Annotated in this window: 24 protein-coding genes and 1 other annotated feature; of the genes, 18 read left to right on the top strand and 6 right to left on the bottom strand. The window is 39.0% G+C overall.

Features of this window, described 5'->3' with window-relative positions:
• The first annotated feature begins 91 nt into the window (after positions 1-91).
• From EBQ12_RS03675 to EBQ12_RS03650, 6 genes are all read left to right on the top strand, one after another.
• Positions 92-1,072: an ABC transporter ATP-binding protein gene (locus EBQ12_RS03675; RefSeq protein ID WP_017367010.1), complete on the top strand. Its 981-nt coding sequence runs from the start codon at positions 92-94 to the stop codon at positions 1,070-1,072.
• Positions 1,073-1,095: 23 nt separating this feature from the next.
• On the top strand, positions 1,096-2,091 hold the full coding sequence (locus EBQ12_RS03670; RefSeq protein ID WP_029575386.1) for an ABC transporter ATP-binding protein: 996 nt from the start codon (positions 1,096-1,098) through the stop codon (positions 2,089-2,091).
• 85 nt (positions 2,092-2,176) lie between these two features.
• The gene (locus EBQ12_RS03665; protein ID WP_125589047.1) at positions 2,177-3,811 is read left to right on the top strand and encodes a peptide-binding protein; all 1,635 of its coding nucleotides are present in this window, start codon (positions 2,177-2,179) and stop codon (positions 3,809-3,811) included.
• A 77-nt stretch (positions 3,812-3,888) separates the two neighbouring features.
• Entirely contained in the window at positions 3,889-4,839 is a 951-nt protein-coding gene (locus tag EBQ12_RS03660; protein ID WP_007499031.1) for an ABC transporter permease, read from the top strand.
• 33 nt (positions 4,840-4,872) lie between these two features.
• Positions 4,873-5,772 carry an oligopeptide ABC transporter permease gene (gene opp4C / locus EBQ12_RS03655; RefSeq protein WP_017360169.1) on the top strand — a complete coding sequence of 300 codons (900 nt, stop codon included), beginning with the start codon at positions 4,873-4,875 and terminating at the stop codon, positions 5,770-5,772.
• Between the two features lie 165 nt (positions 5,773-5,937).
• On the top strand, positions 5,938-6,690 hold the full coding sequence (locus EBQ12_RS03650) for a YjbA family protein (RefSeq protein ID WP_025207150.1): 753 nt from the start codon (positions 5,938-5,940) through the stop codon (positions 6,688-6,690).
• Between the two features lie 35 nt (positions 6,691-6,725).
• Here EBQ12_RS03650 and trpS read toward each other — a convergent pair whose 3' ends face one another.
• Both trpS and EBQ12_RS03640 read right to left on the bottom strand, forming a co-directional pair.
• Positions 6,726-7,721 carry a tryptophan--tRNA ligase gene (gene trpS / locus EBQ12_RS03645; protein WP_008348488.1) on the bottom strand — a complete coding sequence of 332 codons (996 nt, stop codon included), beginning with the start codon at positions 7,719-7,721 and terminating at the stop codon, positions 6,726-6,728.
• A 53-nt stretch (positions 7,722-7,774) separates the two neighbouring features.
• Positions 7,775-7,993 (bottom strand) — a binding site (T-box leader).
• 44 nt (positions 7,994-8,037) lie between these two features.
• Positions 8,038-8,301: a DUF3899 domain-containing protein gene (locus EBQ12_RS03640; protein WP_223255625.1), complete on the bottom strand. Its 264-nt coding sequence runs from the start codon at positions 8,299-8,301 to the stop codon at positions 8,038-8,040.
• A 449-nt stretch (positions 8,302-8,750) separates the two neighbouring features.
• Here EBQ12_RS03640 and EBQ12_RS03635 point away from each other — a divergent pair, with 449 nt between their 5' ends.
• The 8 genes from EBQ12_RS03635 to spxA all read left to right on the top strand — a co-directional run bounded on the left by EBQ12_RS03635 (position 8,751) and on the right by spxA (position 16,173).
• A complete protein-coding gene (locus tag EBQ12_RS03635) occupies positions 8,751-10,409 on the top strand; it encodes a peptide ABC transporter substrate-binding protein (protein WP_035392439.1) in 1,659 nt (552 codons plus the stop codon).
• 109 nt (positions 10,410-10,518) lie between these two features.
• Positions 10,519-11,448 (top strand): oligopeptide ABC transporter permease, encoded by a 930-nt coding sequence (gene opp3b / locus EBQ12_RS03630; protein WP_035392438.1) that lies wholly within the window; start codon positions 10,519-10,521, stop codon positions 11,446-11,448.
• Positions 11,448-12,476, top strand: a complete 1,029-nt coding sequence (gene opp3C / locus EBQ12_RS03625) for an oligopeptide ABC transporter permease (protein WP_035392435.1) — start codon at positions 11,448-11,450, stop codon at positions 12,474-12,476. The genes opp3b and opp3C overlap by 1 nt, the downstream gene beginning before the upstream one ends.
• An 18-nt stretch (positions 12,477-12,494) precedes the next feature.
• Positions 12,495-13,556 carry an ABC transporter ATP-binding protein gene (locus EBQ12_RS03620; RefSeq protein ID WP_035392433.1) on the top strand — a complete coding sequence of 354 codons (1,062 nt, stop codon included), beginning with the start codon at positions 12,495-12,497 and terminating at the stop codon, positions 13,554-13,556.
• Positions 13,525-14,475, top strand: a complete 951-nt coding sequence (locus EBQ12_RS03615) for an ABC transporter ATP-binding protein (protein WP_373467165.1) — start codon at positions 13,525-13,527, stop codon at positions 14,473-14,475. Before EBQ12_RS03620 ends, EBQ12_RS03615 begins: the two co-directional genes overlap by 32 nt.
• A 105-nt stretch (positions 14,476-14,580) precedes the next feature.
• Entirely contained in the window at positions 14,581-14,868 is a 288-nt protein-coding gene (locus EBQ12_RS03610) for a hypothetical protein (RefSeq protein WP_074042100.1), read from the top strand.
• Between the two features lie 137 nt (positions 14,869-15,005).
• Positions 15,006-15,584: a GNAT family N-acetyltransferase gene (locus tag EBQ12_RS03605; RefSeq protein WP_024720065.1), complete on the top strand. Its 579-nt coding sequence runs from the start codon at positions 15,006-15,008 to the stop codon at positions 15,582-15,584.
• Positions 15,585-15,777: 193 nt separating this feature from the next.
• Positions 15,778-16,173, top strand: coding sequence for a transcriptional regulator SpxA (spxA, locus tag EBQ12_RS03600; protein WP_003211421.1), 396 nt, complete (start codon positions 15,778-15,780; stop codon positions 16,171-16,173).
• Between the two features lie 40 nt (positions 16,174-16,213).
• On the opposite strand, the gene EBQ12_RS03595 is transcribed toward spxA, so the two are convergent.
• Complete coding sequence (locus EBQ12_RS03595; RefSeq protein WP_007499010.1) at positions 16,214-16,879, bottom strand: TerC family protein; 666 nt, start codon at positions 16,877-16,879, stop codon at positions 16,214-16,216.
• A 264-nt stretch (positions 16,880-17,143) separates the two neighbouring features.
• Between EBQ12_RS03595 and mecA the strand changes: the two genes are divergently transcribed.
• The 4 genes from mecA to pepF all read left to right on the top strand — a co-directional run bounded on the left by mecA (position 17,144) and on the right by pepF (position 22,779).
• Positions 17,144-17,809 carry an adaptor protein MecA gene (mecA, locus tag EBQ12_RS03590; protein WP_008348474.1) on the top strand — a complete coding sequence of 222 codons (666 nt, stop codon included), beginning with the start codon at positions 17,144-17,146 and terminating at the stop codon, positions 17,807-17,809.
• Between the two features lie 85 nt (positions 17,810-17,894).
• The gene (cls, locus tag EBQ12_RS03585) at positions 17,895-19,415 is read left to right on the top strand and encodes a cardiolipin synthase (RefSeq protein WP_008348473.1); all 1,521 of its coding nucleotides are present in this window, start codon (positions 17,895-17,897) and stop codon (positions 19,413-19,415) included.
• Positions 19,416-19,577: 162 nt separating this feature from the next.
• Entirely contained in the window at positions 19,578-20,738 is a 1,161-nt protein-coding gene (locus EBQ12_RS03580) for a competence protein CoiA (RefSeq protein WP_074042168.1), read from the top strand.
• Between the two features lie 214 nt (positions 20,739-20,952).
• Positions 20,953-22,779, top strand: a complete 1,827-nt coding sequence (pepF, locus tag EBQ12_RS03575; RefSeq protein WP_282900478.1) for an oligoendopeptidase F — start codon at positions 20,953-20,955, stop codon at positions 22,777-22,779.
• 231 nt (positions 22,780-23,010) lie between these two features.
• On the opposite strand, the gene EBQ12_RS03570 is transcribed toward pepF, so the two are convergent.
• The 3 genes from EBQ12_RS03570 to EBQ12_RS03560 form a co-directional block, all read right to left on the bottom strand.
• Positions 23,011-23,184: a hypothetical protein gene (locus tag EBQ12_RS03570; RefSeq protein WP_008348466.1), complete on the bottom strand. Its 174-nt coding sequence runs from the start codon at positions 23,182-23,184 to the stop codon at positions 23,011-23,013.
• A gap of 296 nt (positions 23,185-23,480) precedes the next feature.
• Positions 23,481-24,392: a ClpXP adapter SpxH family protein gene (locus EBQ12_RS03565; protein ID WP_007499002.1), complete on the bottom strand. Its 912-nt coding sequence runs from the start codon at positions 24,390-24,392 to the stop codon at positions 23,481-23,483.
• The gene (locus EBQ12_RS03560; protein WP_007499001.1) at positions 24,389-24,787 is read right to left on the bottom strand and encodes a globin domain-containing protein; all 399 of its coding nucleotides are present in this window, start codon (positions 24,785-24,787) and stop codon (positions 24,389-24,391) included. Before EBQ12_RS03560 ends, EBQ12_RS03565 begins: the two co-directional genes overlap by 4 nt.
• Between the last annotated feature and the right edge of the window lie 168 nt (positions 24,788-24,955).

The following is a 24,955-nucleotide window of genomic DNA, read 5'->3' as shown; positions in this document are numbered from 1 at the left end:
TACAAATATAAATTTTGATAATTCTTTTTATTCTAAAAAGACGGAATTTTTCGATTCGGTTCATTTGATCTATGGAGAAAGGGGCGAATGCATGAGCACACTGCTTGAAGTGCAAAACTTAAAAACCTATTTTTTTCGAAAAAAGGAACCAATACCTGCTGTTGATGGCGTTGATTTTAGTATCAAAAAAGGGGAAACAGTCGCATTAGTCGGTGAGTCTGGGTCTGGTAAAAGTATTACGTCTTTATCCATCATGGGTCTGATTAATGGGACTGGTGGGAAGATTATGGATGGTTCCATTAAGCTTGATGGAAAAGACCTTGTTACATATAGTGAAAAGGAATTGTGCAGTATTCGCGGTAATGATGTATCCATGATCTTTCAGGAACCCATGACCTCACTTAATCCCGTCTTAACCATCGGGGAACAAATAACAGAAATCCTCATTTACCACAAAAAACTTTCAAAAAAAGAAGCGACCAAAAAAGCGATTGACTTGCTAAAGCTTGTAGGCTTTTCCAGGCCAGAACAAATCATCAAAGATTACCCGCACCGTTTATCCGGCGGTATGCGTCAACGAGTCATGATCGCCATTGCGCTAAGCTGTGATCCGAAGCTCCTCATTGCGGATGAGCCAACTACTGCTCTTGATGTGACCATACAAGCCCAGGTGCTGACCTTAATGAAAGATTTATGTTCGACCTTTGGTACATCTATACTTCTCATTACGCACGATTTAGGTGTTGTGTCGGAAGTAGCAGACCGCGTCATTGTCATGTACTGCGGACAGGTTGTTGAAAATGGAACCGTTGAAGAGTTGTTTGATCAGCCGCTTCACCCATACACAGAAGGACTGCTTGAATCCATTCCGGTCATTGACGGAGACATTCAGCCATTAACAGCGATAAAAGGAAATGTCCCTGCGCCAGATCAGCTTCCCGCAGGATGCCGTTTTGCGCCTAGATGCCCGAAAGCCATGGAACGATGCATAGGTGAATTGCCCAAACTGACAACCTATGAAAATGGTAGAAGCGTCAGGTGTTTCTTATATGAGGAGGCAAGCCAAACATGACACTTGCTGAAAATCAACCATACATGACAGATCGATCTGAGAAAGAAACCATCCTGGAATTAAAAAATATACGAAAACACTTTCCGATTAAAGCTGGCGTGCTGCAAAAGAAAGTAGGAGCAGTCAAAGCGGTTGACGGCATCGACTTAAACATTTATAAAGGCGAAACGTTAGGCATCGTTGGAGAGTCTGGATGCGGTAAATCCACATTAGGACGGACGATGATTCGTTTATATGAACCAACAGAAGGACAAATTCTATTTAAAGGGCAAGATATCTCTCATGTATCTGAATCAAAACTAAGACAATCAACAAGGAAAAACATCCAAATGGTTTTTCAAGATCCCTTTGCATCACTCAACCCTAGAAAAACACTTCGAAGTATCATCAAAGAACCCTACAAAACACATCACTTATATTCCTTAAAAGAAAGAAATGAAAAAGTAGAACAGCTTTTATCCAAAGTCGGTCTTCACCCAAGTTTTGCGAATCGATACCCGCACGAATTTTCCGGTGGACAAAGGCAGCGGATCGGTATCGCTCGTGCACTTGCCATGAATCCTGAAATGATCATAGCAGATGAGCCTGTTTCAGCGCTTGACGTCTCCATTCAGGCGCAGGTCATCAATTTGATGGAAGAGCTACAAGAAGAGTTTGACCTCACCTATCTCTTTATCTCTCACGATCTCAGTGTGGTCCGCCACATTAGTGATCGAGTGGGCGTCATGTATCTTGGCAAAATGATGGAACTGGCGGATAAGCATAGCCTGTACGATGATCCGCTTCATCCGTATACGCAGGCGCTTTTATCTTCCGTTCCAGTCACCCGTAAAAAAGGTCAGGTGAAAAGGGAACGGATTATGCTGCAAGGGGATTTACCAAGCCCTGCAAATCCGCCAAAAGGTTGTGTATTTCATACAAGATGTCCACATGCGAAAGAAGTTTGTAAAGAAAAAGTACCACAATTTCAAGAGTTAAAAACGAACCACTTTGTGGCCTGCCACCTCTACGACGCTTGATCACGCTTGTATGATCTCATCTTTGAGAGGGGGGATGAAACGGGCTTCTGTCATCATTTTTTAAAAAAGATAGGGGGAATTGTCTATGAAAGATAGAAAGAGAAAGTCCATTTTGGTCAGTTTGCTGCTGATCTTTACATTGATCCTTGCTGCTTGTTCTGGTGGAAATAAAACGTCTGGAGAGAGTGAAAAGAAATCCACAGGTAAACCTGTACAAGGCGGCGATCTTGTCATTGGTTCGATTGCAGAGCCTACATTATTTAACTCACTTTACTCAACAGACGTGGCAAGTTCTGATATTGAAGAAAGAATCTATAGCTTTTTGCTGCAAACAGATGGAAAGCTAAACCCACAGCTGGCGTTGGCAGAAGATATTAAAGAATCCGATGACGGCAAACAGTTTGATGTGACCATTAGAAAAGGCGTGAAGTTTCATGATGGAGAAGAACTGACGGCTGATGATGTTGTGTTTACATACAGCATTCCGATCAATAAGGATTACAATGGTGAGCGTGGATCAGGCTTTGAAGTATTAGAGTCTGTCAAAAAAACAGGGGACTATTCGGTCGAATTTAAGCTGAATAAAAAAGATCCATATTTTTATAATGTCACGCTAGGAAGCTATGGCATTTTACCAAAGCATATTTTAGGTGATGTCCCTATAAAGGATCTTGGCGAAAATGAATTTAACCGAAAAAATCCAATCGGCTCCGGCCCATTTAAATTTGCCGAGTGGAAAGAAGGGGACTATGTCAAACTAGAAGCTTTTGATGATTATTGGGATGGACGCCCATACCTTGATACAGTCACCATTAAAACGATTCCTGATCAAAATGCAGCCATGGCGCAGCTATCCGCAGGTGATATTGATTTCTTTGCAGTGCCTGGAGCAGAACTGCAAACAGCTGAAAAAGTAAGTAACATCAAAATCGAATCTGATCTAGGGCTTAATTATTCATATATTGGCTGGAATCAGAAAAACGAACTGTTCAAAAGCAAAAAAGTCCGCCAAGCGCTTACCCATGCCATTGACCGTCAAACAATTGTCGATCAAGTGTTAGATGGAGACGGGAAAGTAGCCAACATCCCAGAAAGCCCGCTGTCATGGAACTACCCTAAAAATGAAAATGTCCCAGTATTTGAATTTGATCAAGAAAAAGCGAAAAAGATGCTGAAGGAAGAGGGCTGGGAGGATACAGATGGAGACGGTTATCTTGATAAAGACGGTAAGAAGTTCTCCTTCGTTTTGAAGACGAACCAAGGAAACAAAGTCCGTGAAGATATTGCTGTCGTTGTCCAGCAGCAGCTCAAAGAAATTGGCATCGAAGCAAAACCGCAAATTGTGGAGTTCAGTGCATTAATCGAACAAACAACTCCGCCAAAATGGGATTATGATGCGTTATTACTCGGCTGGAGCTTAGCGACATTCCCTGACCAATACAGCATTTTCCATTCAAGTCAGTCTGAAAAAGGCTTAAATAACATTTGGTATAAAAATGAAGAAGTCGATAAACTGCTAGTTGATGCCAAAAACTTGAGTGATCGAAAAGAGTATTCAAAGGCGTATGAAAAAATTTATGAGCTGATTGCAGAAGACCAGCCGTATACTTTCCTTTATTATGCCAACTCACATCGCGCGATGCCATCTAATCTACAAGGCTACTCTTACCACCCGAAAGATGAATATTACAAAATCGAAAAATGGTGGATTGAACAGTAGTCTGCAAGTGAAGAAGGGGAGGTGTCTCCCCTTTTTTCATCATAGTATGGCCATCCGATGAAAAAGGAGTTGTGCACATGGTTACATATATCATTAGAAGGACACTTCTTTCTATCCCGATTTTGTTTGGTATTACGATTTTGTCCTTTGCGATTATGAAAGCAGCACCAGGCGATCCGATGTCACTCATGATGGACCCAACCATTAGTGCCGCAGACCGGGAAGCCTTTATTGATAAGTACGGCTTGAACGATCCTGAATATGTGCAATATATGAAATGGCTCGGTAATATGCTTCAAGGTGACTTTGGCACATCCATCGTAAAAAAAGGAACGCCCGTGGCTGATTTGATTTTTGCCCGGCTGCCAAATACCCTCATCCTCATGATCTTTTCTACATTAGTTGCCCTGATCATTGCCATCCCATTTGGTGTTCTTTCAGCAAAACGTCCGTATACAAAACTTGACTATGGTATTACGGTTACATCATTTATCGGACTGGCTATTCCGAATTTCTGGTTTGGTTTGATCCTTATAATGGTGTTATCAGTGAATTTAGGATGGTTTCCGACCGGGGGTGTCTCTACCTTAAATGCAGATTTTAATCTATTTGACCGGCTTCATCATATTATTTTACCTGCCTTTGTTTTAGCAACGGCTGATATGGCCGGCCTTACACGTTATACAAGGTCAAGTATGCTCGATGTGATGCGGCAGGATTACATTCGTACGGCGCGAGCGAAAGGTTTTAGAGAGAACAAAGTCATCTTCAAACATGGATTGAGAAACGGTCTGATGCCTGTTATTACGATCTTTGGACTCATGATTCCATCCTTTATTGGCGGCGCAGTCGTGGTGGAACAAATCTTCACATGGCCAGGGCTTGGGAAACTGTTTATCGATTCTGCTTTTTCAAGAGATTATCCCGTCATTATGGCGATGACTGTTATCTCTGCTGTGCTCGTGGTCGTTGGAAACTTAATAGCGGATATTCTCTATGCGATCGTTGATCCGCGTATTGAATATTAGAAGGGAGCTGAGGCACAATTGGCACAACCTAATATGGGAACACCTCCTGTTGATCTCAAATTAAAAGAAGGCCTTCCGCCAAAACCAGAGACGATGCTTCGTTTATTTTGTGAGAAATTTTTCAAAAATAAATTGGCGGTTGCCGGCTCCGCTATTTTATTGATCATTATCTTTTCGGCTATTTTCGCTCCGGTGATCGCACCTTACGCACCGGAACAGCAAGACTTATTGAAACGGCTACAGCCTCCAAGTGCAGAGCATTTTATGGGAACCGACAAGTTTGGCAGAGATATTTTTTCAAGGGTGCTATACGGAGCGAGGGTGTCTCTATTAGTTGGCTTTGTCTCGGTAGTCGGAGCCATCACCATTGGAACCGTCATTGGGGCGGTAGCGGGATACTTTAAAGGCTTTGTCGATTCTGTGCTCATGAGAATGGTGGATGTGGTATTGTCTATTCCAGATATTTTTCTCTTGATCACGCTAGTGACAATTTTTAAACCGGGTATTGATAAATTGATTTTAATTTTTGCGCTGACTGGCTGGACAACAACCGCCAGGCTGATCCGCAGTGAATTCTTGTCACTTCGCACAAGAGAATTCGTACTCGCAGCAAGAACGATCGGAACGAAAAACCATGTCATCATCTTTTCGCATATTTTACCGAACTGTATCGGCCCTATCATTGTGTCTGCTACATTGAAAGTCGGTTCTGTTATTTTAGCTGAGTCGACACTTAGCTATCTAGGGTTTGGCATCCAGCCTCCAACGGCGAGCTGGGGAAACATGCTTCAAGATGCACAAAATTTCTCCATCATGGTGCAAGCATGGTGGTATCCACTGTTCCCAGGTTTACTGATTCTACTTACCGTTTTATGCTTTAACTTCTTAGGTGATGGACTGAGAGATGCCCTTGATCCTAAAAAGCTAAAATAAGGTTCTGCTTATAGAAGATCGTGAAAGGACTCTGCGAGACGTTCTCCTTTTCCCAGGAAATAAAGCCGTCCTTCCGTCAGGGCGAAGTTTTAATAAAGTTGGAATAATTTCTCTATCCCTTGCCCATACTGTGGACAACAGTTTTTAAAAAGTGAGGGATTGGTTATGTTATTTCTTCATGACGTATGGGTGAATTGGTTTGAAGGGGAAGAGAATGGCTATAATGTGTGTCATTTTCATGAGTGGCGCAAGGAGGACAGCGTGGAGCTGTTAGATCAAGTACCTTTACTCAAGGTGCAGAGTCCTTTGTTTGATTACATAGAGAATGATCTATCAGAGCTGCCAAAGACGCTGCTAGAGACTGTATTTGAGAAATCATATATTCGAAAAAATCATGAACGCCGTAAATTAGAGTATTGCTTTGTGGTCACGGACGGGATAAGAATCATCGCTGTGGATACGATTGGTTATTCCATTCCTGTGAGAAAGAGCCGATTGATTCCAAGACAGGAGCAATTGGTATATGAAATGGTGAAAGATGTGAAGGCAGAGGAGTATGAATTCACGCCGGACAGCCTTGAATCGACGAAAGAATATCACATCCTATCATTACCACCGCAGCATATCAGCGGATTAACGAGAAAAGAAAGACAGCTGAAGCAGCTGATGTTTATGGCGTTAGATCAACTAAAGGGGCTTCAAAACCGAGCAGAAATTGCCTATTGGTATACAGAATGGAATCCGCGCATGTACAACCAGATCAAACGAATGTCTTTCGAGGAGATTTGGAACATGCTTTATAACGAAACCATTGATGGATGGTCAGAAAACCATTTAGCCTTTTGTGAAAAAATGATTAAAGGACAGCCATTTTTTGAAAAACTTTGGGAAATGGAAAATGAATCAAAAGTGAATTAGAAAAAGCTTGCAGCTGAATATGCTGCAAGCTTGTTTTATTTGCGTTTCCGGCCAAGACCCATTGCATTCTCCATTTTTTTCAGCATTTTGTTTGCTGCACGGTTTGCCTTTTCAGCACCCTCATCTAAAATGCGGTCAAGCTCATCTGACTCAATGAGTTCATAATAGCGATCTTGAATTGGTTTTAACGCATCCACGACCACGTTCGCAAGATCTCCCTTAAATTCACCATAACCTTTACCTTCGTATTTTTGTTCAAGCTCTGCAATCGATACGTTCCCTAATACAGAATAAATCGTCAGCAAGTTGGCAATTCCAGGTTTGTTTTCTTTGTCATATTTGACGATCCCTTCTGAATCAGTCACAGCACTTTTGATTTTCTTTTCAAGCTGTTTTGGCTCATCTAATAAGGTAATGAAAGATTTTTGGTTCGGATCAGATTTGCTCATCTTTTTCGTTGGGTCTGTTAAAGACATAATCCGAGCGCCTTCTTTTGGAATTTTGACTTCAGGTACAGTAAAGATGTCGTTATACTTTCGGTTAAAGCGTTCAGCAAGTGTTCTCGTTAATTCAAGATGCTGCTTTTGATCTTCTCCTACAGGAACTAAGTCCGTACCGTATAACAAAATATCGCCAGCCATTAATGGCGGATACGTTAATAGTCCTGAAACGACTGCTTCCTTACCAGCAGATTTGTCCTTAAATTGAGTCATTCTTTCTAATTCCCCAATATAAGCGACACATTGCAGCATCCATCCTGCCTGGGCGTGGGCAGGTACCTCTGATTGGATAAACAATGTTGCCTTCTCTGGATCAAGCCCCACTGCCAAATAAAGAGCGGCTAAGCTTCTAATATTTTGTCGAAGGGCTAAACGATCCTGACTCACCGTAATGGCATGCTGATCGACCACACAAAAGTAGCCGTTGTAATCATGCTGAAGATCGACAAATTGCTTCATCGCTCCAATGTAGTTCCCCAATGTCACAGAACCGCTAGGCTGAATGCCTGAGAAAATCGTCTTTTTTGTCATACTAAAACCTCTTTTCTTCAATATAAAAAGGCCCACCCATCACTTTTCAACAGAAAAGGGACGAATGAACCGTGGTACCACCCTTGTTATTTCAATACGAAATCACTCAAGACGTTGATATCGGAGACTGCTCCGTCTAAGCCTACTGACTCTGTCAAGTGTTCGGTTAGCTGCTCCAAAGCCCATTCCATACATGCCATTATCTGCTTGCACCGACCGCAGACTCTCTGTAAATGGTGAATATATGTACTCTTCTTTTTCATCGCAAAAATGTAATTTCATTCATTATAAATAAGCAAAAATCAAAAGTCAAAACCTACATATAATAAATCAAGAGCAATATTAACATTTCAATGAGTAAACTCAAACCTAATGTTCTTAAGGTTGAAAAGTTACTTTGAAAAGATGATGATAAATGTTTGTTTAAACTGTCATCAACATGGTCCTTTTGCTTATTTAAAGAATCAAACACCTTTCGGAAGCTGTAAGATATTTGATCAAAAAATCCACTTTTTAAAGTGATAAACGATAACCACACTAACAAAGTGCCAGAGGCTAAATAAAATGTGATGTTAATCATGCTTAAGAAAGATATGTGCCCATAAAAGAGAAAACTTAAAATGAAAACAAGGCCATTAGAACTAAGTAAAAGAATAAAAAATCTAATAACAATCACTCCTGCGCATTAAAACTTTACTGTACTAAAATAGCAATAAAAACATTTAATTCAAGACTTTCACTATATAAGAAAAACGAAACAAGGAACGAAGCTGTTGTTTTAATCAATTTCTTGATATCAGTTTACAATGAATCATGAATATTGCCAATTGTATAGACAGGATTACCTCTGATTAGGTATTTAAGATCACAAAATCTCAGAAAAATAACCAAATTATTTCAATTTTTTAATAAAAATATTAAAAAACAGTGGAAATATGAAAATTTTCTTAAAAAAATGAATGCACAATTACTTATTTGCTAGTATAATAGTTCCTGTAGTTCATTTATGAAGGGGAGGTCAACAACTAGATGAAAAAGTCTAAATTTTCACTGCTTTTAGTTTTTTTATTGGTGCTGACTATTTTTGTATCTGCATGTTCAGGTAAACAAAGTAGCGACAAGGGCACTGCATCCAAAGATTCAAAACAAGAGGCTACAATTTTAGAATCACAGGAAATGCCTGCAATGGATACAATCCAAGCGAGTGATACAATCAGTTTTACGACTATGAATAACGTGTTTGAAGGTTTGTATCGTTTCAACGATAAAGAAGAATTAGTGCCTGGTATGGCTGATGGGGAACCAGTTGCTAACAAAGATAAAACAGTTTACAACATCAAAATTAAAGATGCAAAATGGTCTAATGGTGACCCAGTTAAAGCTCAAGACTTCGTATATGCATGGCAACGTGCTTTAGATCCAGAACAAAAGTCTGAGTATGGCCCATATATGATGGTTGGTAAAATTAAGAATGCTGATAAGGTTTACAACAAAAAAGCAAAGCCTGAGGAACTAGGAATTAAAGCTGTAAGTGATAAAGAACTGCAAATTACACTTGAAAAACCAATTCCTTACTTCCAATCTCTGCTTTCATTCCCAACATTCTATCCAGTGAATGAAAAATTCGTTAAAGAACAAGGTGACAAATATGCGAAGACTGCAAAGAACCTTGTATACAACGGACCATTTGAACTTTCTTCTTGGGATGGCCCACAAGCAACTACTTGGGAATACAAAAAGAATGAAGAATATTGGGACAAAAAGAACGTCTCTATGACAAAACTTACTTTTAAAGTATCTAAAGATCCACAAGCAGCTGTTAACGCATTTGAAGCGGGAGAAGCTGATATTACACCTAAATTATCAACACCTGCCATCATCTCTCAATACGAAGGTGATAAGCGGATGAAAAGATTACTAGAACCTACTGTGTTCTGGTTGAAAATGAACCAAGGAAATAAATCTTTAAAGAATGAAAACGTTCGTCGTGCAATTGCAACAGCAATTGATAAAGAAGCGTTTGTAAATGATGTATTGCAGAATGGTTCAGTTGCTGCATACTATCAAATTCCAAAAGATTTCGTACATGATGAAAGCGGAAAAGACTTCCGTGATGGAATGCCTAAATACTTAGAAACTAATAAAGATGAAGCGAAAAAGCTTTTTGAAAAAGGGTTAAAAGAATTAGGAACGTCTAAAGTAACGCTTAATTACTTAGGTGATGATTCTGAGACAGCTAAAACAATCGGTGCTTTCATTAAAGATCAGCTCGAGAAAACTTTACCTGGCTTAGATATCAATATTCAAAGTGTTCCTTTCGCTACTCGTATTGATCGTGATAAGAAAGAAGATTACGATCTTCAGATGGCTGGATGGGGTCCAGATTACCTTGATCCGATCACGTTCTCTGACTTGTTCATCACAGGTGGCGGAAACAACCACATGGGTTACTCAGATAAAAAATATGATCAGTTGTTAAAAGATGCATCTGGCAAATTAGCTGCAAAACCTGAAGAACGCTGGAAAGCTTTACAAGAAGCTGAAAAAGTATTATTACAAGATGACGCAGCACTTTCACCAATTTATCAGAGAGCAACTAACTATCTGATTAATAACAAAGTAAAAGGATTTGTCATTCACAAAGTTGGACCTGAATTCAGCTACAAATGGATGAAAATTGAAGGATAATTAACAATCTTATAGAAAAGAGAGTGTATTCTCTGAATATACTCTCTTTTTCACTGAGAGAAATATGTCGAAATATACAGAAAAGTCAGTTTTATCAGGAGGTGCAAGTATGCTGAAATACTTAATTAGACGGGTTGCCTACATGGTTGTTACCCTCTTCATCATTGTTTCAATCACTTTTTTCTTAATGAAACTTATTCCGGGTTCTCCTTTTGTTAATGCGCAAAAGTTGTCAGAAGCTCAACAAGCTGTACTTAATGCAAAATATGGACTAGATCAGCCAATTCCTGTTCAATATTTTCATTACATGATTAATACATTCACTGGGGATTTAGGTGTTTCATTCCAATTCAACAATACCTCCGTAACAGAACTTCTTTCATATCGAGTAGGACCATCTGCTGTCCTAGGCCTTCAAGCGATTATTTTAGGAACGATTGTTGGTATCTTTTTGGGAGTAGTTGGAGCTTTAAGACAGAACACATGGGTGGATTACTCTGCTACTTTCTTGGCAGTTATCGGTAAATCAATTCCGAGTTTTGTATTCGCTGGATTACTTCAGTACTATATTGCGGTGAAATTGGGGTTATTACCAACTCAATTTTGGAATGGGTTTGAATATACAATTTTACCTACTATAGCGTTAGCAATGTTCCCTATCTCCATTTGTGCTCGTTTTATGAGAACAGAAATGGTTGAAGTACTTGAGACAGATTACATTTTACTTGCAAAAGCAAAAGGAGCAGGCTATTTTGAGATCGCATTTAAACATGCAATGAGAAATGCTTTAATACCTGTTGTCACAGTACTTGGTCCATTGACTGTTAGTTTAATGACGGGATCACTAGTAATAGAAAAAATCTTCTCAATTCCTGGAATTGGTGAGCAGTTTGTTAAAGCCATTACAGTAAATGACTACCCAGTCATCATGGGTACAACTATCTTATTTGCCGTTCTTTTTGTAGTGGTTGTATTTATTGTCGATATTCTATATGGAATTATCGATCCTAGAATTCGTGTAGCGGGAGGTAACAAATAATGAAACAGCAAGAAGAAAATATTGATAAAAGTCTGTTTGAACCCGCTGGTGTTGATACATTATCTGCTGAAAAAATTGAAAAGCCAAGTCTAAATTATTGGCAAGATGCATGGCTTAGAATTAAAAAGAATAAAGCCGCTGTTGTTAGTATGGTGATTTTATTTTTAATTGTATTCATGGCGCTCGTTGGACCATTAATTAGTGGCAAAGACTTTAGTACTCAAACAACGTCTGAAGCGAACTTACCGCCGCGAATCCAAGGATTAGAGCATGTTAGTTTCTTACCTTTTACTGGTGAAAGAACATTAAAAAATGGTGATGTGGTCAATCCATATGAACAAAAAGGGATTGAACATTACTACTGGTTCGGTACCGATAATCTTGGGAGAGATCTATTTACACGTGTGTGGAAAGGAACTCAAATCTCACTGCTTATTGCTGTTGTTGCAGCTGTGATCGATTTAATTATTGGTGTTGCCTACGGCGCTATTTCTGGTTATTTCGGTGGGAAAATTGATAATGCGATGCAGCGTATTTTGGAAGTTCTAATGGGGATTCCAAACTTAATCGTTGTCATATTAATGATTCTCGTCTTAAAACCAGGGATTATTCCAATTATTATTGCACTAAGTATTACCGGGTGGATCAGTATGGCTAGGGTCGTGCGTGCTCAAGTCATGAAGCTGAAAGAACAGGAATATGTACTAGCCGCTAGAACTTTGGGATTAAGTAACTTTAAAATTATCTTTAAGCACATGTTGCCAAACTTAACAGGTGTGATGATTATTAATACAATGTTCACTATTCCTAGTGCGATCTTCTTTGAAGCTTTCTTAAGCTTTATTGGATTAGGTCTGCAAGAGCCGCAAGCTTCACTAGGGACATTAATTGAAGATGGGTTTAAATCAATGATCGCTTTCCCATATCAGATGGTTTATCCAGCAATTATCATTAGTGTTATCATGATCGTCTTTAACCTTGTTGCCGACGGTGTGAGAGATGCACTTGATCCAAAAATGAAAGATTAGTACGGGGCGGTGATGTTGATGAATAAACAAGAAACGATTTTAAAAGTAAATGACTTAAATATTTCATTCCACACATTTGCTGGCGAAGTTAAGGCAATTCGAGGTGTGAATTTTGAATTGAAAAAAGGTGAGACGCTTGCCATTGTTGGAGAATCAGGCTCTGGTAAATCGGTAACTTCTAAATCAATCATGGGTCTGCTTCCTAAATCTAACTCCGAAGTGAAAAAAGGAGAGATTTTGTTTCAAGGTAAAAACCTAACAAAACTTTCTGACAAACAGATGCAGAAAATAAGAGGGAAAGATATTGCCATGGTCTTTCAAGATCCAATGACATCTTTGAATCCGACTATGACAATTGGTAAGCAAATTATAGAACCCATCTTAAAACATCAAAATGCAAGTAAAGAAGAAGCTAAAAAAAGAGCACTTGAGCTTTTGAGTCTTGTAGGTATTCCGAAACCGGAACAGAGGTTCAAGCAATACCCTCATCAATTTTCTGGTGGGATGCGACAAAGGGTTGTCGTTGCAATAGCTCTTGCTTGTAATCCGAAAATTTTAATTGCAGATGAGCCAACTACTGCTTTAGATGTAACCATTCAAGCTCAAATCTTAGAACTGATGAAAGATCTTCAAAAGAAGATTGAAACATCTATCATCTTTATCACACATGATTTAGGGGTCGTTGCGAATGTAGCAGATCGTGTAGCGGTTATGTATGGTGGTCAAATTGTTGAAATTGGCACCGTAGATGAGATCTTCTATAACCCAAAACATCCATATACTTGGGGATTACTGAGCTCTATGCCAAGTCTTGATGCAAAAGAGGAGAAATTGTTTGCCATTCCAGGCACGCCGCCTGATTTGTTGAATCCTCCAAAAGGAGACCCATTTGCGGCTAGAAATCAATTTGCAATGAAAATTGATTTTGAACAGCAGCCGCCTTTATATCAAGTATCAGAAACTCATTTTGCTGCTACATGGCTTTTACATCCTAACGCGCCAAAAGTAGAACCTCCTGAATCAATTAAGCAAAGAATGCGACAATTTAATGCGCAAAAAGGGGGGGATCACATTGAGTGAAAAAGATGTTATTTTACAAGTGAAAAATCTTAAGCAATATTTTAATGTGGGTAAACCTAATGAAGTAAAAGCTGTTGATGATGTCAGCTTTGACATTTATAGAGGTGAAACATTGGGCCTTGTAGGTGAATCTGGTTGCGGGAAATCCACTACTGGTAGAACCATCATTCGTCTATACAATGCAACAGGTGGCGAAGTTATTTTTAACGGGCAGAATGTGCATGATAAAAAATCAACAACAGATCTTAAACAATTTAACCGAAAAATGCAAATGATCTTTCAGGATCCATATGCCTCCCTCAATCCAAGAATGAAAGTTGTGGATATTATTGCAGAGGGTATCGATATTCATGGTCTTGCAAAATCAGCACAAGCACGTAAAGAGCGTGTATATCAATTGCTTGAAACGGTTGGTTTGAATAAAGAGCACGCGAATAGATACCCGCATGAATTTTCAGGCGGTCAAAGGCAGCGTATTGGGATTGCTCGTGCGTTAGCTGTTGAGCCGGATTTCATCATTGCCGATGAGCCAATCTCTGCACTAGATGTGTCGATCCAAGCGCAGGTCGTCAACTTAATGAAAGAACTGCAAGAAGAAAAGGGCTTAACGTATTTATTCATTGCCCATGACCTTTCCATGGTCAAATATATCAGCGATCGTATCGGTGTGATGTATTTTGGGAAATTGGTTGAGCTGGCACCAGCGAATGAATTATATGAAAACCCGCTTCATCCATATACAAAATCATTACTATCTGCGATTCCGCTTCCAGATCCTGATTATGAACGTAACCGCAAACGGATTAAATACGATCCATCTGTTCATAAAGGAACAAATACGGAATTTCGTGAAGTTAAGCCAGGTCACTTTGTCAGCTGTACTGAGGAAGAATTCAAAGAGATCAAAGCAAAACAATAAGAACAGAGAAGAAGCACTGCGATATCAGTGCTTCTTTTTTTATTTTACAAAAAAACAAGTTGATGGTAATTTTTATGTAAAATGAGTAAACCAGGAGGAAATCAAATGTTGTTATGGAAGACGTTTCGCTATTCATGTCTTCACTTTTTTATCGTCACGATGCTTTTTTCAATATCTTTTTTAATGGAACCAAATGGAGGAAAGTGGATGATCGCATTTTTAGTGCTCATTTGCATCATTTCGTTTTCAGTTGAATTTGCTCTGTATCGGCGCACGAATAAACAGAAGGAAGAAGTCCGGCGTATGAAGTACCTTTATTTCATCATGTTTCAGATCGCCATGACACTTCTTTTGTTTGCTTGCTTTCAAATACTCATGAATCGTTCGATATAAAACTTTTTTGCTTTCTCTTAAAAAAAAGTGAAACCACCAATGGCATTGCTGCGTCTTACTAGTACAGGCGTTTAAATAGCAGGAAATCGGGAATAGATAAGGAAGTGGTTCTTAACTACATCATAAGGAGCGGATCCATGAATTGGTATGAAAAGCTCAGTGAATACTTCCCGATAGAAGAAATGAAGTCAAAAGAGCATATGGAAGCTTTATTAAAGGAAAGAAGTGATATTTATCATAAAGAAGAAGGGCCTCATCATGTGATGATGTACGCTGAATTTGATTCTTTCATCTTTATTGATTATTTATTTGTTTCCAAGGATGCAAGAGGTGAAGGCCTCGGCTCAAAGCTCATTCATAAGCTGAAGGAAAAAAGAAAACCGATCTTGCTTGAGGTCGAGCCTGTAGATGAAGATGATGCAGATACTGCAAAACGCCTAAAGTTTTATCAGAGAGAGCACTTCAAGCATGCTGAATCAATTGGTTATAAACGCAGGTCACTTGCAACGAATGAAGTGAACCGCATGGAAATTCTTTATTGGTCGCCTCGTACAGATAATGAGGAAGAAATGATGGAGGCCATGAGAAAGACGTACGAAAGAATCCATACGTATAAAGACGAAGAATGGTATGGACAATCGTATGAGGATGTTGATGATGTGCTGAAGCTCGTTGAAAATAGAAAACAAAAAAATATTTTCGATCATCTCGACTAAATGAGAATGTTCAGACTTCAAACATCAGCACAAAAAGAATGAAATTGTCTAGTTTTTGTCACAAAAATTGCAAGAAAATCTGTTCACACTTACTTTTTTATAGTATAATCACTATAAAGATTACTTATTTAGAACAATTTTAATTTAAGAATACAGATCAATATTCATTCTACAAATTGAGGAGTGAAGATTTATGGTAACATTATACACATCACCAAGCTGTACATCATGTAGAAAAGCAAGAGCGTGGTTAGAAGAGCACAATATTCCATACCAAGAGAGAAATATCTTTTCTGAGCCTCTTTCAATCGATGAAATCAAAGAGATTCTTCGTATGACGGAAGATGGTACAGATGAAATTATCTCAACACGTTCTAAAGTATTCCAAAAACTAAATGTAAATGTTGAGACAATGCCACTTCAACAATTGTATAAACTAATCAATGAGCACCCTGGTCTTCTAAGACGTCCAATTATTTTAGATGAAAAAAGACTGCAAGTTGGGTACAACGAAGATGAAATTAGACGTTTCCTTCCTAGAACGGTTCGTACATTCCAACTTCGAGAAGCTCAGCGACTTGCTAACTAATAGAGAACACGAAAAGCTGCCGATCATTTGGCAGCTTTTTTTATTTATTTTCAGCCGTTTGTTCGTAAAAGAGACTGGCTAAAATAACGGTTGCAACGGTTAAAAAGGGAAGCAACAATTCAAGTGTTGTATGCTGTGCCATAAATTCATTCAGTTTTACATCACGGACAATCATTTCTCCGCCAGTAAAAGCTAAAAGGGCACTCCCTCCGTATAAAAGAATCGGAAACTTAGTTAGTGCTGCATGAATCAGCTTACTCCCCCAAATAATAATCGGAACTGAAATCATTAAGCCAAAGGCAGTGAGCACCATGTTCCCCTTAGCCGCCCCTGCAACAGCAATAACATTATCAAGTGACATAAAAAGATCTGCAATCACGATGGTCTGAACAGCACGCCAAAGGGAGCCGCTGCTTTTAATCCGAATGGATTCTTTCTTTTGTTCAATTAACAAATTGTATCCTATATAAAGGAGAAAGAGACCGCCGATAAATTGCAAATAGGGGATGGTCAATAAATAAACGGCAGCACCAGTCATGGTGATTCTCATCAGCACTGCCAAAAGTGTGCCGATCCATATGGCTTTGTTTCGTTTTTCATTTGATAAGCTTCGACTGGCCATCGCAATGATTAATGCATTATCTCCGCCTAATATAAGATCTATGCCAATAATCATCAGTAAGGATACGATCCACTCTGTTTCCATCCAGTTCACCTCATTTCACTAAAATAGCTCGTACAACCAATATATGAGGACAATTCAAATATATGTTTCTGCAAGTTTTCTCTGCAAAAAATGCGTTTTTATTTCTTTTATTCATGTTTTATCATAAAATAGACAGTACACAGCAATACCTCATTTCTTTAAATGGTTAACATGTAGACGGAACGGGTAAAGTGTAGTAAAGTACTATTAATTGGGAGCTTGTATGTCCCTTCAACATCTTATATAGAAGGGAAGGTTGGCAAAATGGAAATCGAAAGAATAAATGAACATACAGTCAAATTTTATATTTCCTACGGTGATATTGAAGATCGCGGTTTTGACCGTGAAGAGATTTGGTATAATCGTGAGCGCAGTGAAGAGCTGTTCTGGGAAGTGATGGACGAAGTGCACGAAGAAGAAGAATTTGCAGTAGAGGGACCACTTTGGATTCAAGTACAGGCACTTGATAAAGGTCTTGAAATTGTCGTGACAAAAGCCCAACTTTCTAAAGATGGACAAAAGCTCGAATTGCCGATTCCAGAAGATAAAAAAGATCAAACAGATGAAGAAAGTTTAGATGCTCTGCTTGATGATTTTCATAAAGAAGAGCAAGATCAAGAAGATCATAATGAGAAGGACAAAAAACTTCAACTTCAGTTCGTATTGAAAATGGATGACTTTGAAGATTTGATTGCACTTTCTCAATTAAATATGCAGGATTTTACGACAAGTTTATATTCGTTTGAAAACCGTTATTATCTATATGTTGACTTCCACGAGGATTTGTCAGATGAGCAGGTGGAGAATAAGCTTAGTATTCTGCTTGAATATGCTCATGAATCAGTGGTCAGCATCTACAGACTGCAAGAATACGGTCAGCTGATTGTCAAAGAGAATGCGCTTGAAACGATTCAACAGCACTTCTCTTAACAACCAAAAGTCGATTTCTATAGAGGAATCGACTTTTTTATCTGAATGAAAAAGTAAATAAAGTGATCGGCAAGGAGAAAATGAAATGAGAAATGTAGTCAAAGTTCTATTTTTTCTTATCATTACGATAGGTGCTTATTTGATTATCCAAATTTTTGCCGGTGATCTAGCGGTAAGTGTATTAAGTTCCGTCAGTGTTCTATTCACTTTATCGATTATCTTCATCGGGTTTGTCATTTTCTTAGAAAACAGAAATCCCTCTCAAACGATTACGTGGCTTGTGCTGCTTGGGAGCTTTCCGCTTTTCGGGTTTTTGTTTTATATTTTCTTTGGACGCAATATTAAAAAGCGCAGACTTTTTGAAAAGAAAGCGGTACTAGACGAACAGCTTGTCCAGGAAGATGAACGTATCCACAGAGAAGCAATTGAAAAAATGACTCATATGGGTGACCATCAGCAGCTCTTATTTAAGCTGGCCCACAGACTTGGACATACCCCTATTACGTATCGCACATCCTCTAAAGTTCTGACCAATGGAGAAGAAACGTTCTCTCATATTTTTGAAGAAATCAAAAAAGCAACACATCACATTCACCTAGAATATTATATTCTCCGTCATGATGATCTGGGACAAGAATTAAAGGACATTTTAATCGAGAAAGCAAAAAGTGGTGTGATTGTCCGCTTTTTATATGACGATGTAGGCAGCCTAAAACTTTCCCGTCAATATATTGCTGACTTAGAAAAGGCTGGCGTGCAGATCGTTCCGTTTTTACCAGTGAGACTGCCCTTATTAAATAATAAAATCAACTTCCGAAATCACCGGAAAATCGTGGTGATTGATGGAGAAGTAGGATTTGTCGGCGGACTTAACATTGGGGACGAATATATGGGGAGAAGCAGACAATATGGATTTTGGCGTGATACCCACCTGATGATTAAAGGTGAGGCCGTTCGTGATTTGCAGCAGATTTTTATGCAGGATTGGTATTACATGACCAATGAAAGATGCTCGGGTGTGGATTATTTTAAAGATTTCAGTCATATGGAGAGTAGAGCAGAAGGCGTACAAATGATTGCTGGTGGTCCTGATAAACAGTGGGAAGTCATTAAAAATCTCTTTTTCTCCATGATTATCTCCGCCAAAAAATCAATTTGGATTGCTTCACCTTATTTTGTACCTGATGATGATATTTTGTCCGCACTGAAAATTGCTGCGTTGAGCGGAGTCGATGTGCGAATCATTGCGCCGAAAAATCCAGATAAACGCATCGTATTTCATGCGTCCCGTTCATACTTCCCCGAACTTTTAGAAGCAGGTGCGAAGGTATATGAATATGATCAAGGCTTTATGCATAGTAAGTTTATCATTGTGGATAGTGAGCTAGCATCAATTGGTACAGCAAATATGGATATGAGAAGTTTTCATCTGAACTTTGAAGTGAATGCTTTCCTCTATAAAACAAAAAGTACAGAGAAGCTGGTCAACGACTTCTTAGGTGATTTAGAGCAGTCGCATGAAATTGTTCCAGAAGAATTTGCGAAGAGACCTTTGAGGGTGAGGCTGTTTGAATCAACAGCAAGATTATTATCACCTCTTTTATAAAAATTGTATTTTCCCCCTTTTCTAAAAGGGGGATTTCTTATTTTACTAAGGGAAAGTAGGTTGAAATCGTGTTTTGATACGATAAAAATTCATTTTCGATATTCGCTTCCTGATGAGAGAAAAAGCTATAATACGGTCATCAAAGAGCAAGGGGCGAAATGTATGAATGCAGCAATCATGGAGAATGGCAAGCTGATTCGCATCACACAACATCTGACTAAAAGGCGGCTAGAGCATGTAAGAGCTACGTGCAAATTTTACTGTCCTGAATGTAGGCAGGAGGTTCTATTAAAGCTAGGTGAGCATCGTGTCCATCATTTTGCACATAAACAGCTCTCGGCATGTCCATTAGCGTCCACCGGTGAAACAGCTTATCATCAGGCAGGGAAAATGGCTCTTAAGGATTGGCTCACGCAGCTTGGATATGAGCCGTTACTAGAGAAGTATGTTTCAAACATTCAGCAGCGCCCTGATGTGACCGTTGCTATAGAAAATAAAAGCTATGCCATCGAATTTCAATGTGCAAATATTTCGTGGAAAGAGCTACATAAACGAACGGAAGGTCTCCGTGCTGCGGGGCTCTATCCTATATGGATCATAGGGGCGAATCGTTTAAAACGAATGGGTGGCCAGCTCTTTTCATTCTCCTCCATTCATTGGGGAATTTTAAGGCAGTCAAAGAATAAGAGACTCATTTTTTATTGTCCGATCCAAAATAGATTCATCCACCTGGATCAACTTCTCGTGTTTCAGCCAACGAAAATATGTGCCTCAATGACCGTTAGACCGCCTTCAGCTTATCGCCAACTACCAGCACTCTTATCTGTTTTCTCGAGCAATCATCAATTGTATAAAGAGTGGCTCAAGTGTATTCGGCAATTTAGGGAGCGGCCACCCCGCATTTTAGCAAATGAAAGCAAGCGTTTAAGAACCATTTTTTATGAGCATCATCAAACAGCATGGCCATTTCTACCGACAGAATTATTTATCCCCCTGACAGAAGCATATATCTTTTCAAGCCCTGTTTATGTGTGGCAAGGATGCCTTTATGATTGGATGATTAGAAAGGGAAAAGAACAAGTGACCATTCATCTTCTTTTAAAAGAAATTGAGCGATGTGTCCAGCATAAAGAAGTGAAGCTCCGATATACCAATGTCACAAAAGAAGAAATCAAAGGGGTGATCATTTCATATGTACGGGCGCTTGTGAATCTAGGGTTTTTATACATGACGAAAGAGGGTAATTATCAAGTAACGTCGAATCAAAAGCCTATACGAACAGCAGATGAAGCGATAAAACGAGATGCTTTCTTATTTCATTAGCATGTTTCATGCCCACTTTGATCATGATAAGAAAAAGGTGGTGCTGCTATTGAATAGAAAGAAACGCTTTTTTCTCATTTTTTTAGTTTGTTTGGTATTTATTTCTGCATATGATTTGACAAACATAGTTCAAAACAAAGAAGATAAATACAACACCAATTTCTTTCACTTTCCGAAAGGTTGGTTCAACACAACTCATGCAAGGGGGATTCATATGACTTCACAAAATAACAACAATCATTTACCAGACAGAAGCGAAGTAAAAGAAGAAAACAAATGGCGCCTTGAAGATATTTTTGAAAGTGTCGATTCTTGGAATAAGGAATTCGAAGCTGTAAAAAAAGAAATTCCGAAGCTCGCCCAATTTAAAGGCAAGCTGGCCCATTCTGCTGATGTCTTGTATGAAGCCCTAACATTTCAGGATCAACTTTCTGAAAAGCTTGGCAAGCTTTATACATATGCGCATATGAAATATGATGAAGATACAACAAATTCATCATTTCAGGCTTTAAATGATAAAGCATCCAATTTATTTACACAGCTGTCTAGTACATCTGCCTATATTGTTCCGGAGATTTTATCTATTCAAGAAGATAAGCTGCAGCAATTTATTTTGGAAAAAGAAGAATTAAAACTTTATTCTCACGCTCTCGAAGAAATTAACAAAGAGCGTCCGCATATTTTAAGTGAGGAGCAAGAAGCTTTATTAGCTGAAGCCTCTGAACCTTTATCAACATCATCCACTACGTTTAGTATGTTTAATAATGCAGATATTTCGTTCCCTTCTGTTAAGGATGAAAATGGAGAAGAAAAGAAAATTACTCATGGCAACTTCATTACTTTTTTAAACAGTGATGATCGTGAAGTGAGAAAGAATGCTTTTAAAGCCGTTTATAAAACGTATGATCAATATAAGAATACTTTGGCGTCTACACTCAGCGGCTCGATTAAAAAGGATAATTTTTATGCGAAAGTACGTCAATACAAATCGGCAAGAGAAGCAGCGCTATCACGCAACAGTATTCCTGAAGAAGTGTATGACAATCTAATTGATACAGTTCATCAATATTTACCCTTATTACACCGCTACATTGAATTGCGTAAAAAGGTATTAAAGCTTGATGAAGTGCACAATTATGACTTGTATACACCATTAGTAAAAGATGCTGGCATGAAGCTGACCTATGACGAAGCAAAGGATTATATGCTGAAAGGGTTAGCGCCATTAGGAGAAGAATATGTTTCGGTATTAAAAGAGGGACTCGAAAATCGCTGGGTAGATGTTTATGAGAATAAAGGGAAACGAAGCGGCGCGTATTCTTCTGGAAGCTATGGTACGAATCCTTATATCTTAATGAACTGGCAAAATAATATTGATAATTTATTTACGCTGGCTCATGAATTTGGTCACTCTGTTCATAGCTACTATACAAGAAAGCATCAGCCATATCCGTACGGAAACTACAGCATTTTTGTAGCGGAAGTAGCTTCTACAACAAATGAAGCATTACTAGGCGAATACTTACTCAATCATTTAGAGGACAAAAAGCAGCGCTTGTATGTGCTCAATCACTTGTTAGAAGGATTTAGAGGGACGGTATTCAGACAAACGATGTTTGCAGAGTTCGAGCACCTGATTCATGTGAAAGCGCAAGAAGGGGAGGCATTAACGCCAGAGTTTATGACGAACCTGTATTACGACCTGAATAAGAAGTATTTTGGCGACGGTATGGTTGTGGATAAGGAAATCGGATTAGAATGGACGCGAATTCCGCATTTCTATTACAACTATTATGTGTATCAATATGCGACAGGCTATAGTGCGGCTCAGGCATTAAGTAAACAAATTTTAGAAGAAGGGAAACCTGCAGTGGAGCGCTATACAGACTTCCTTAAAGCAGGAAGCTCTGACTATCCAATCAACGTGCTGAAAAAAGCTGGTGTAGATATGGCATCAAAAGAACCAATTGAGGCAGCATGTCAATTGTTTGAAGAAAAATTAAAGGAAATGGAAGAGCTCATCTCAAAGACTAGTGAGTAACGAGAAGACTTCTGTCAGATGTGTGAGTGCAAACTCACCTTTTGGCAGGAGTTTTTTCTTGAAATAAAAAAGACCAGATTGTTGACAAAGGGCTAAAATGAACTTGATTTTAGCCCTTTGACTTCTTTTTAGCGTGATAGAAAACCTTTGCACGCAGGACTGACACCGAATGCGAGGGTTTGCCTACACGCTAGACCTCGTCTATATGAACGAGGTTTGTACATTCAATGATTACGCTTTAAAACCTTTGAAGGTTTTTCGGTGATTCATTCGATAGAGTGTAAAGAGAATGGAAGCGAATAGGAGTGGAGATGTCAGGTATAGAGGCAGCATCTTCATTAAGCCTAATATATTTAAACAGAAACATAAGCCAATGGCAACAAGTCCAATGGTTGTGCTGCGCATGCAGATCCCCCCATTTTTTTGTTACTTTCACTATATGAAAGTGACAGTCCTCTTATGTTTTGTGACAAAAATATGAACATATAGTATATCGGTTGTCATAAGTCGACAAAATTTGATATACTACAGATGTGAAATTAATCACATACAAACATTACCCCTTTGTTTGACCGTGAAAAATTTCTCCCATCCCCTTTGTTGTCGTTAAGACATAGTGAAACCGCGCTTATCCCGGCGCGGTTTCTTCGTACTTATAAATAGAACAAGTGTTCTTTTGGGGGTGAAGAAAAAAACATGGGTCAGCACCCATGTTCATTCTCACAGCGGTAGACATCAAGATCTGAATGATTGTCTCCTTCTGTATAACGCCAAAACATTTCTTGATGTACTTGTACACGTTCTACCTTTTTAGCGAATGCGAGCTTTTTCATCTCGCGTTCAACTTCTTCAAGTGTCAGGTCATATACAACGGCAATTTCTTTTGCTGATGCAAATTGAAAGTAAGCGATAAACCATTCAATTGGCGGTCGTTCTGAAGGTGTTGGTTTTTCGCCAATCATTTCAAAGAGAATTTCCTCGTAAATATCATAAGAATATGCACCTGAAATCTTTAATCCTTCTTCACCATTGATCGTATTAAAAAAGGCGAAAGTGGGAAGCTCAGACACATCCATTTCAGCTGCGATTTTCATATCACATTGGAGCGCTTTGACAGCACTTTGAGAATGGATATCTCGCTGGAACTCTTCAATGTCCAGTCCAGCCGTTTTTGCATTTTCTAGCAAGACTTGTTCACTGGTGACGTCCTGCTGATGGCAAAAAAGCGATTCTTGAATGAGTCGTAAAAATTTCATTCCGCATTTTCTGCCCTGAAGTTCAGCTGCTTTTAATGCAAGAGAGGCGAGATAAGGTGATGTCACAATTTGTTCAGACAGCATTTGTTCTTTTTTGGTCTGAGTTTTCGTGGCAAATTTCCCCCACGCTTCGGTTAGTAAATGTTTTTTTCGTTTCCGGTTCAAAGCATTAATACTAGAACTTGTAACCGTTCGTAAAGTGAAGAAACGGCCATATTTCATTTTCAACTTTTTAATTGATGGCTCTAATAACCAGCAGTCCGGGCTGAGAGGATCAATGAATACATAGATTTCAATCGGCTTTTGAGGATGTCCGTGACAATGTGAGAAATATTGCTCATGCGGATTGCAGCTCAAGATCGTCCGTCCTTTTCAGGTATTTGGTTGACCATGTGACGAGCCGTCAAAGACAGCCGCTCAAATAAAAAGTCACGAATATCGCCGGTTAGTCCTACTTGATCCATTGCATCCTCCATACATTCAAGCCATGCGTCCGCCCGCTCCTCAGTAATCGGAAAAGGGAGATGTCTCGCCCGTAGCATTGGGTGACCATGCTCCTCAGTATAAAGCGGCGGTCCGCCTAAATATTGAGTTAAGAACTGTTTTTGTTTTCTTGCTGTTTCTTTTAAGTCATCCGGGAAAATAGGATGAAGCAAAGGATGACACTTTACATTTTCATAAAAAGTATCAACAAGTTGCGATAGAAGTTCCTCTCCAACCGCTTCGTAAGGTGCGTTAAACGATTGTACCATGTTGACTACTCCTTTAACTCGTAGCTAATAGGATGGCTCACCCTATTGCGAATTTCATGTATTTCAAAAGTGATATTCAGTTTGTTCTATTTTATTGTTTCTATTCTTGTATACTTATTTTAACAACCTCTACTCAATTCCACAAACAAACCGCTTTGGTCCTTTGGG

Origin of the sequence: Bacillus sp. 2B09 (assembly GCF_003946835.1) — a bacterium.
Lineage (GTDB): Bacteria > Bacillota > Bacilli > Bacillales > Bacillaceae > Bacillus > Bacillus altitudinis.
The sequence above is the reverse complement of the archived record's forward strand: the minus strand, read 5'-3'. Positions and strand labels throughout refer to the sequence as shown.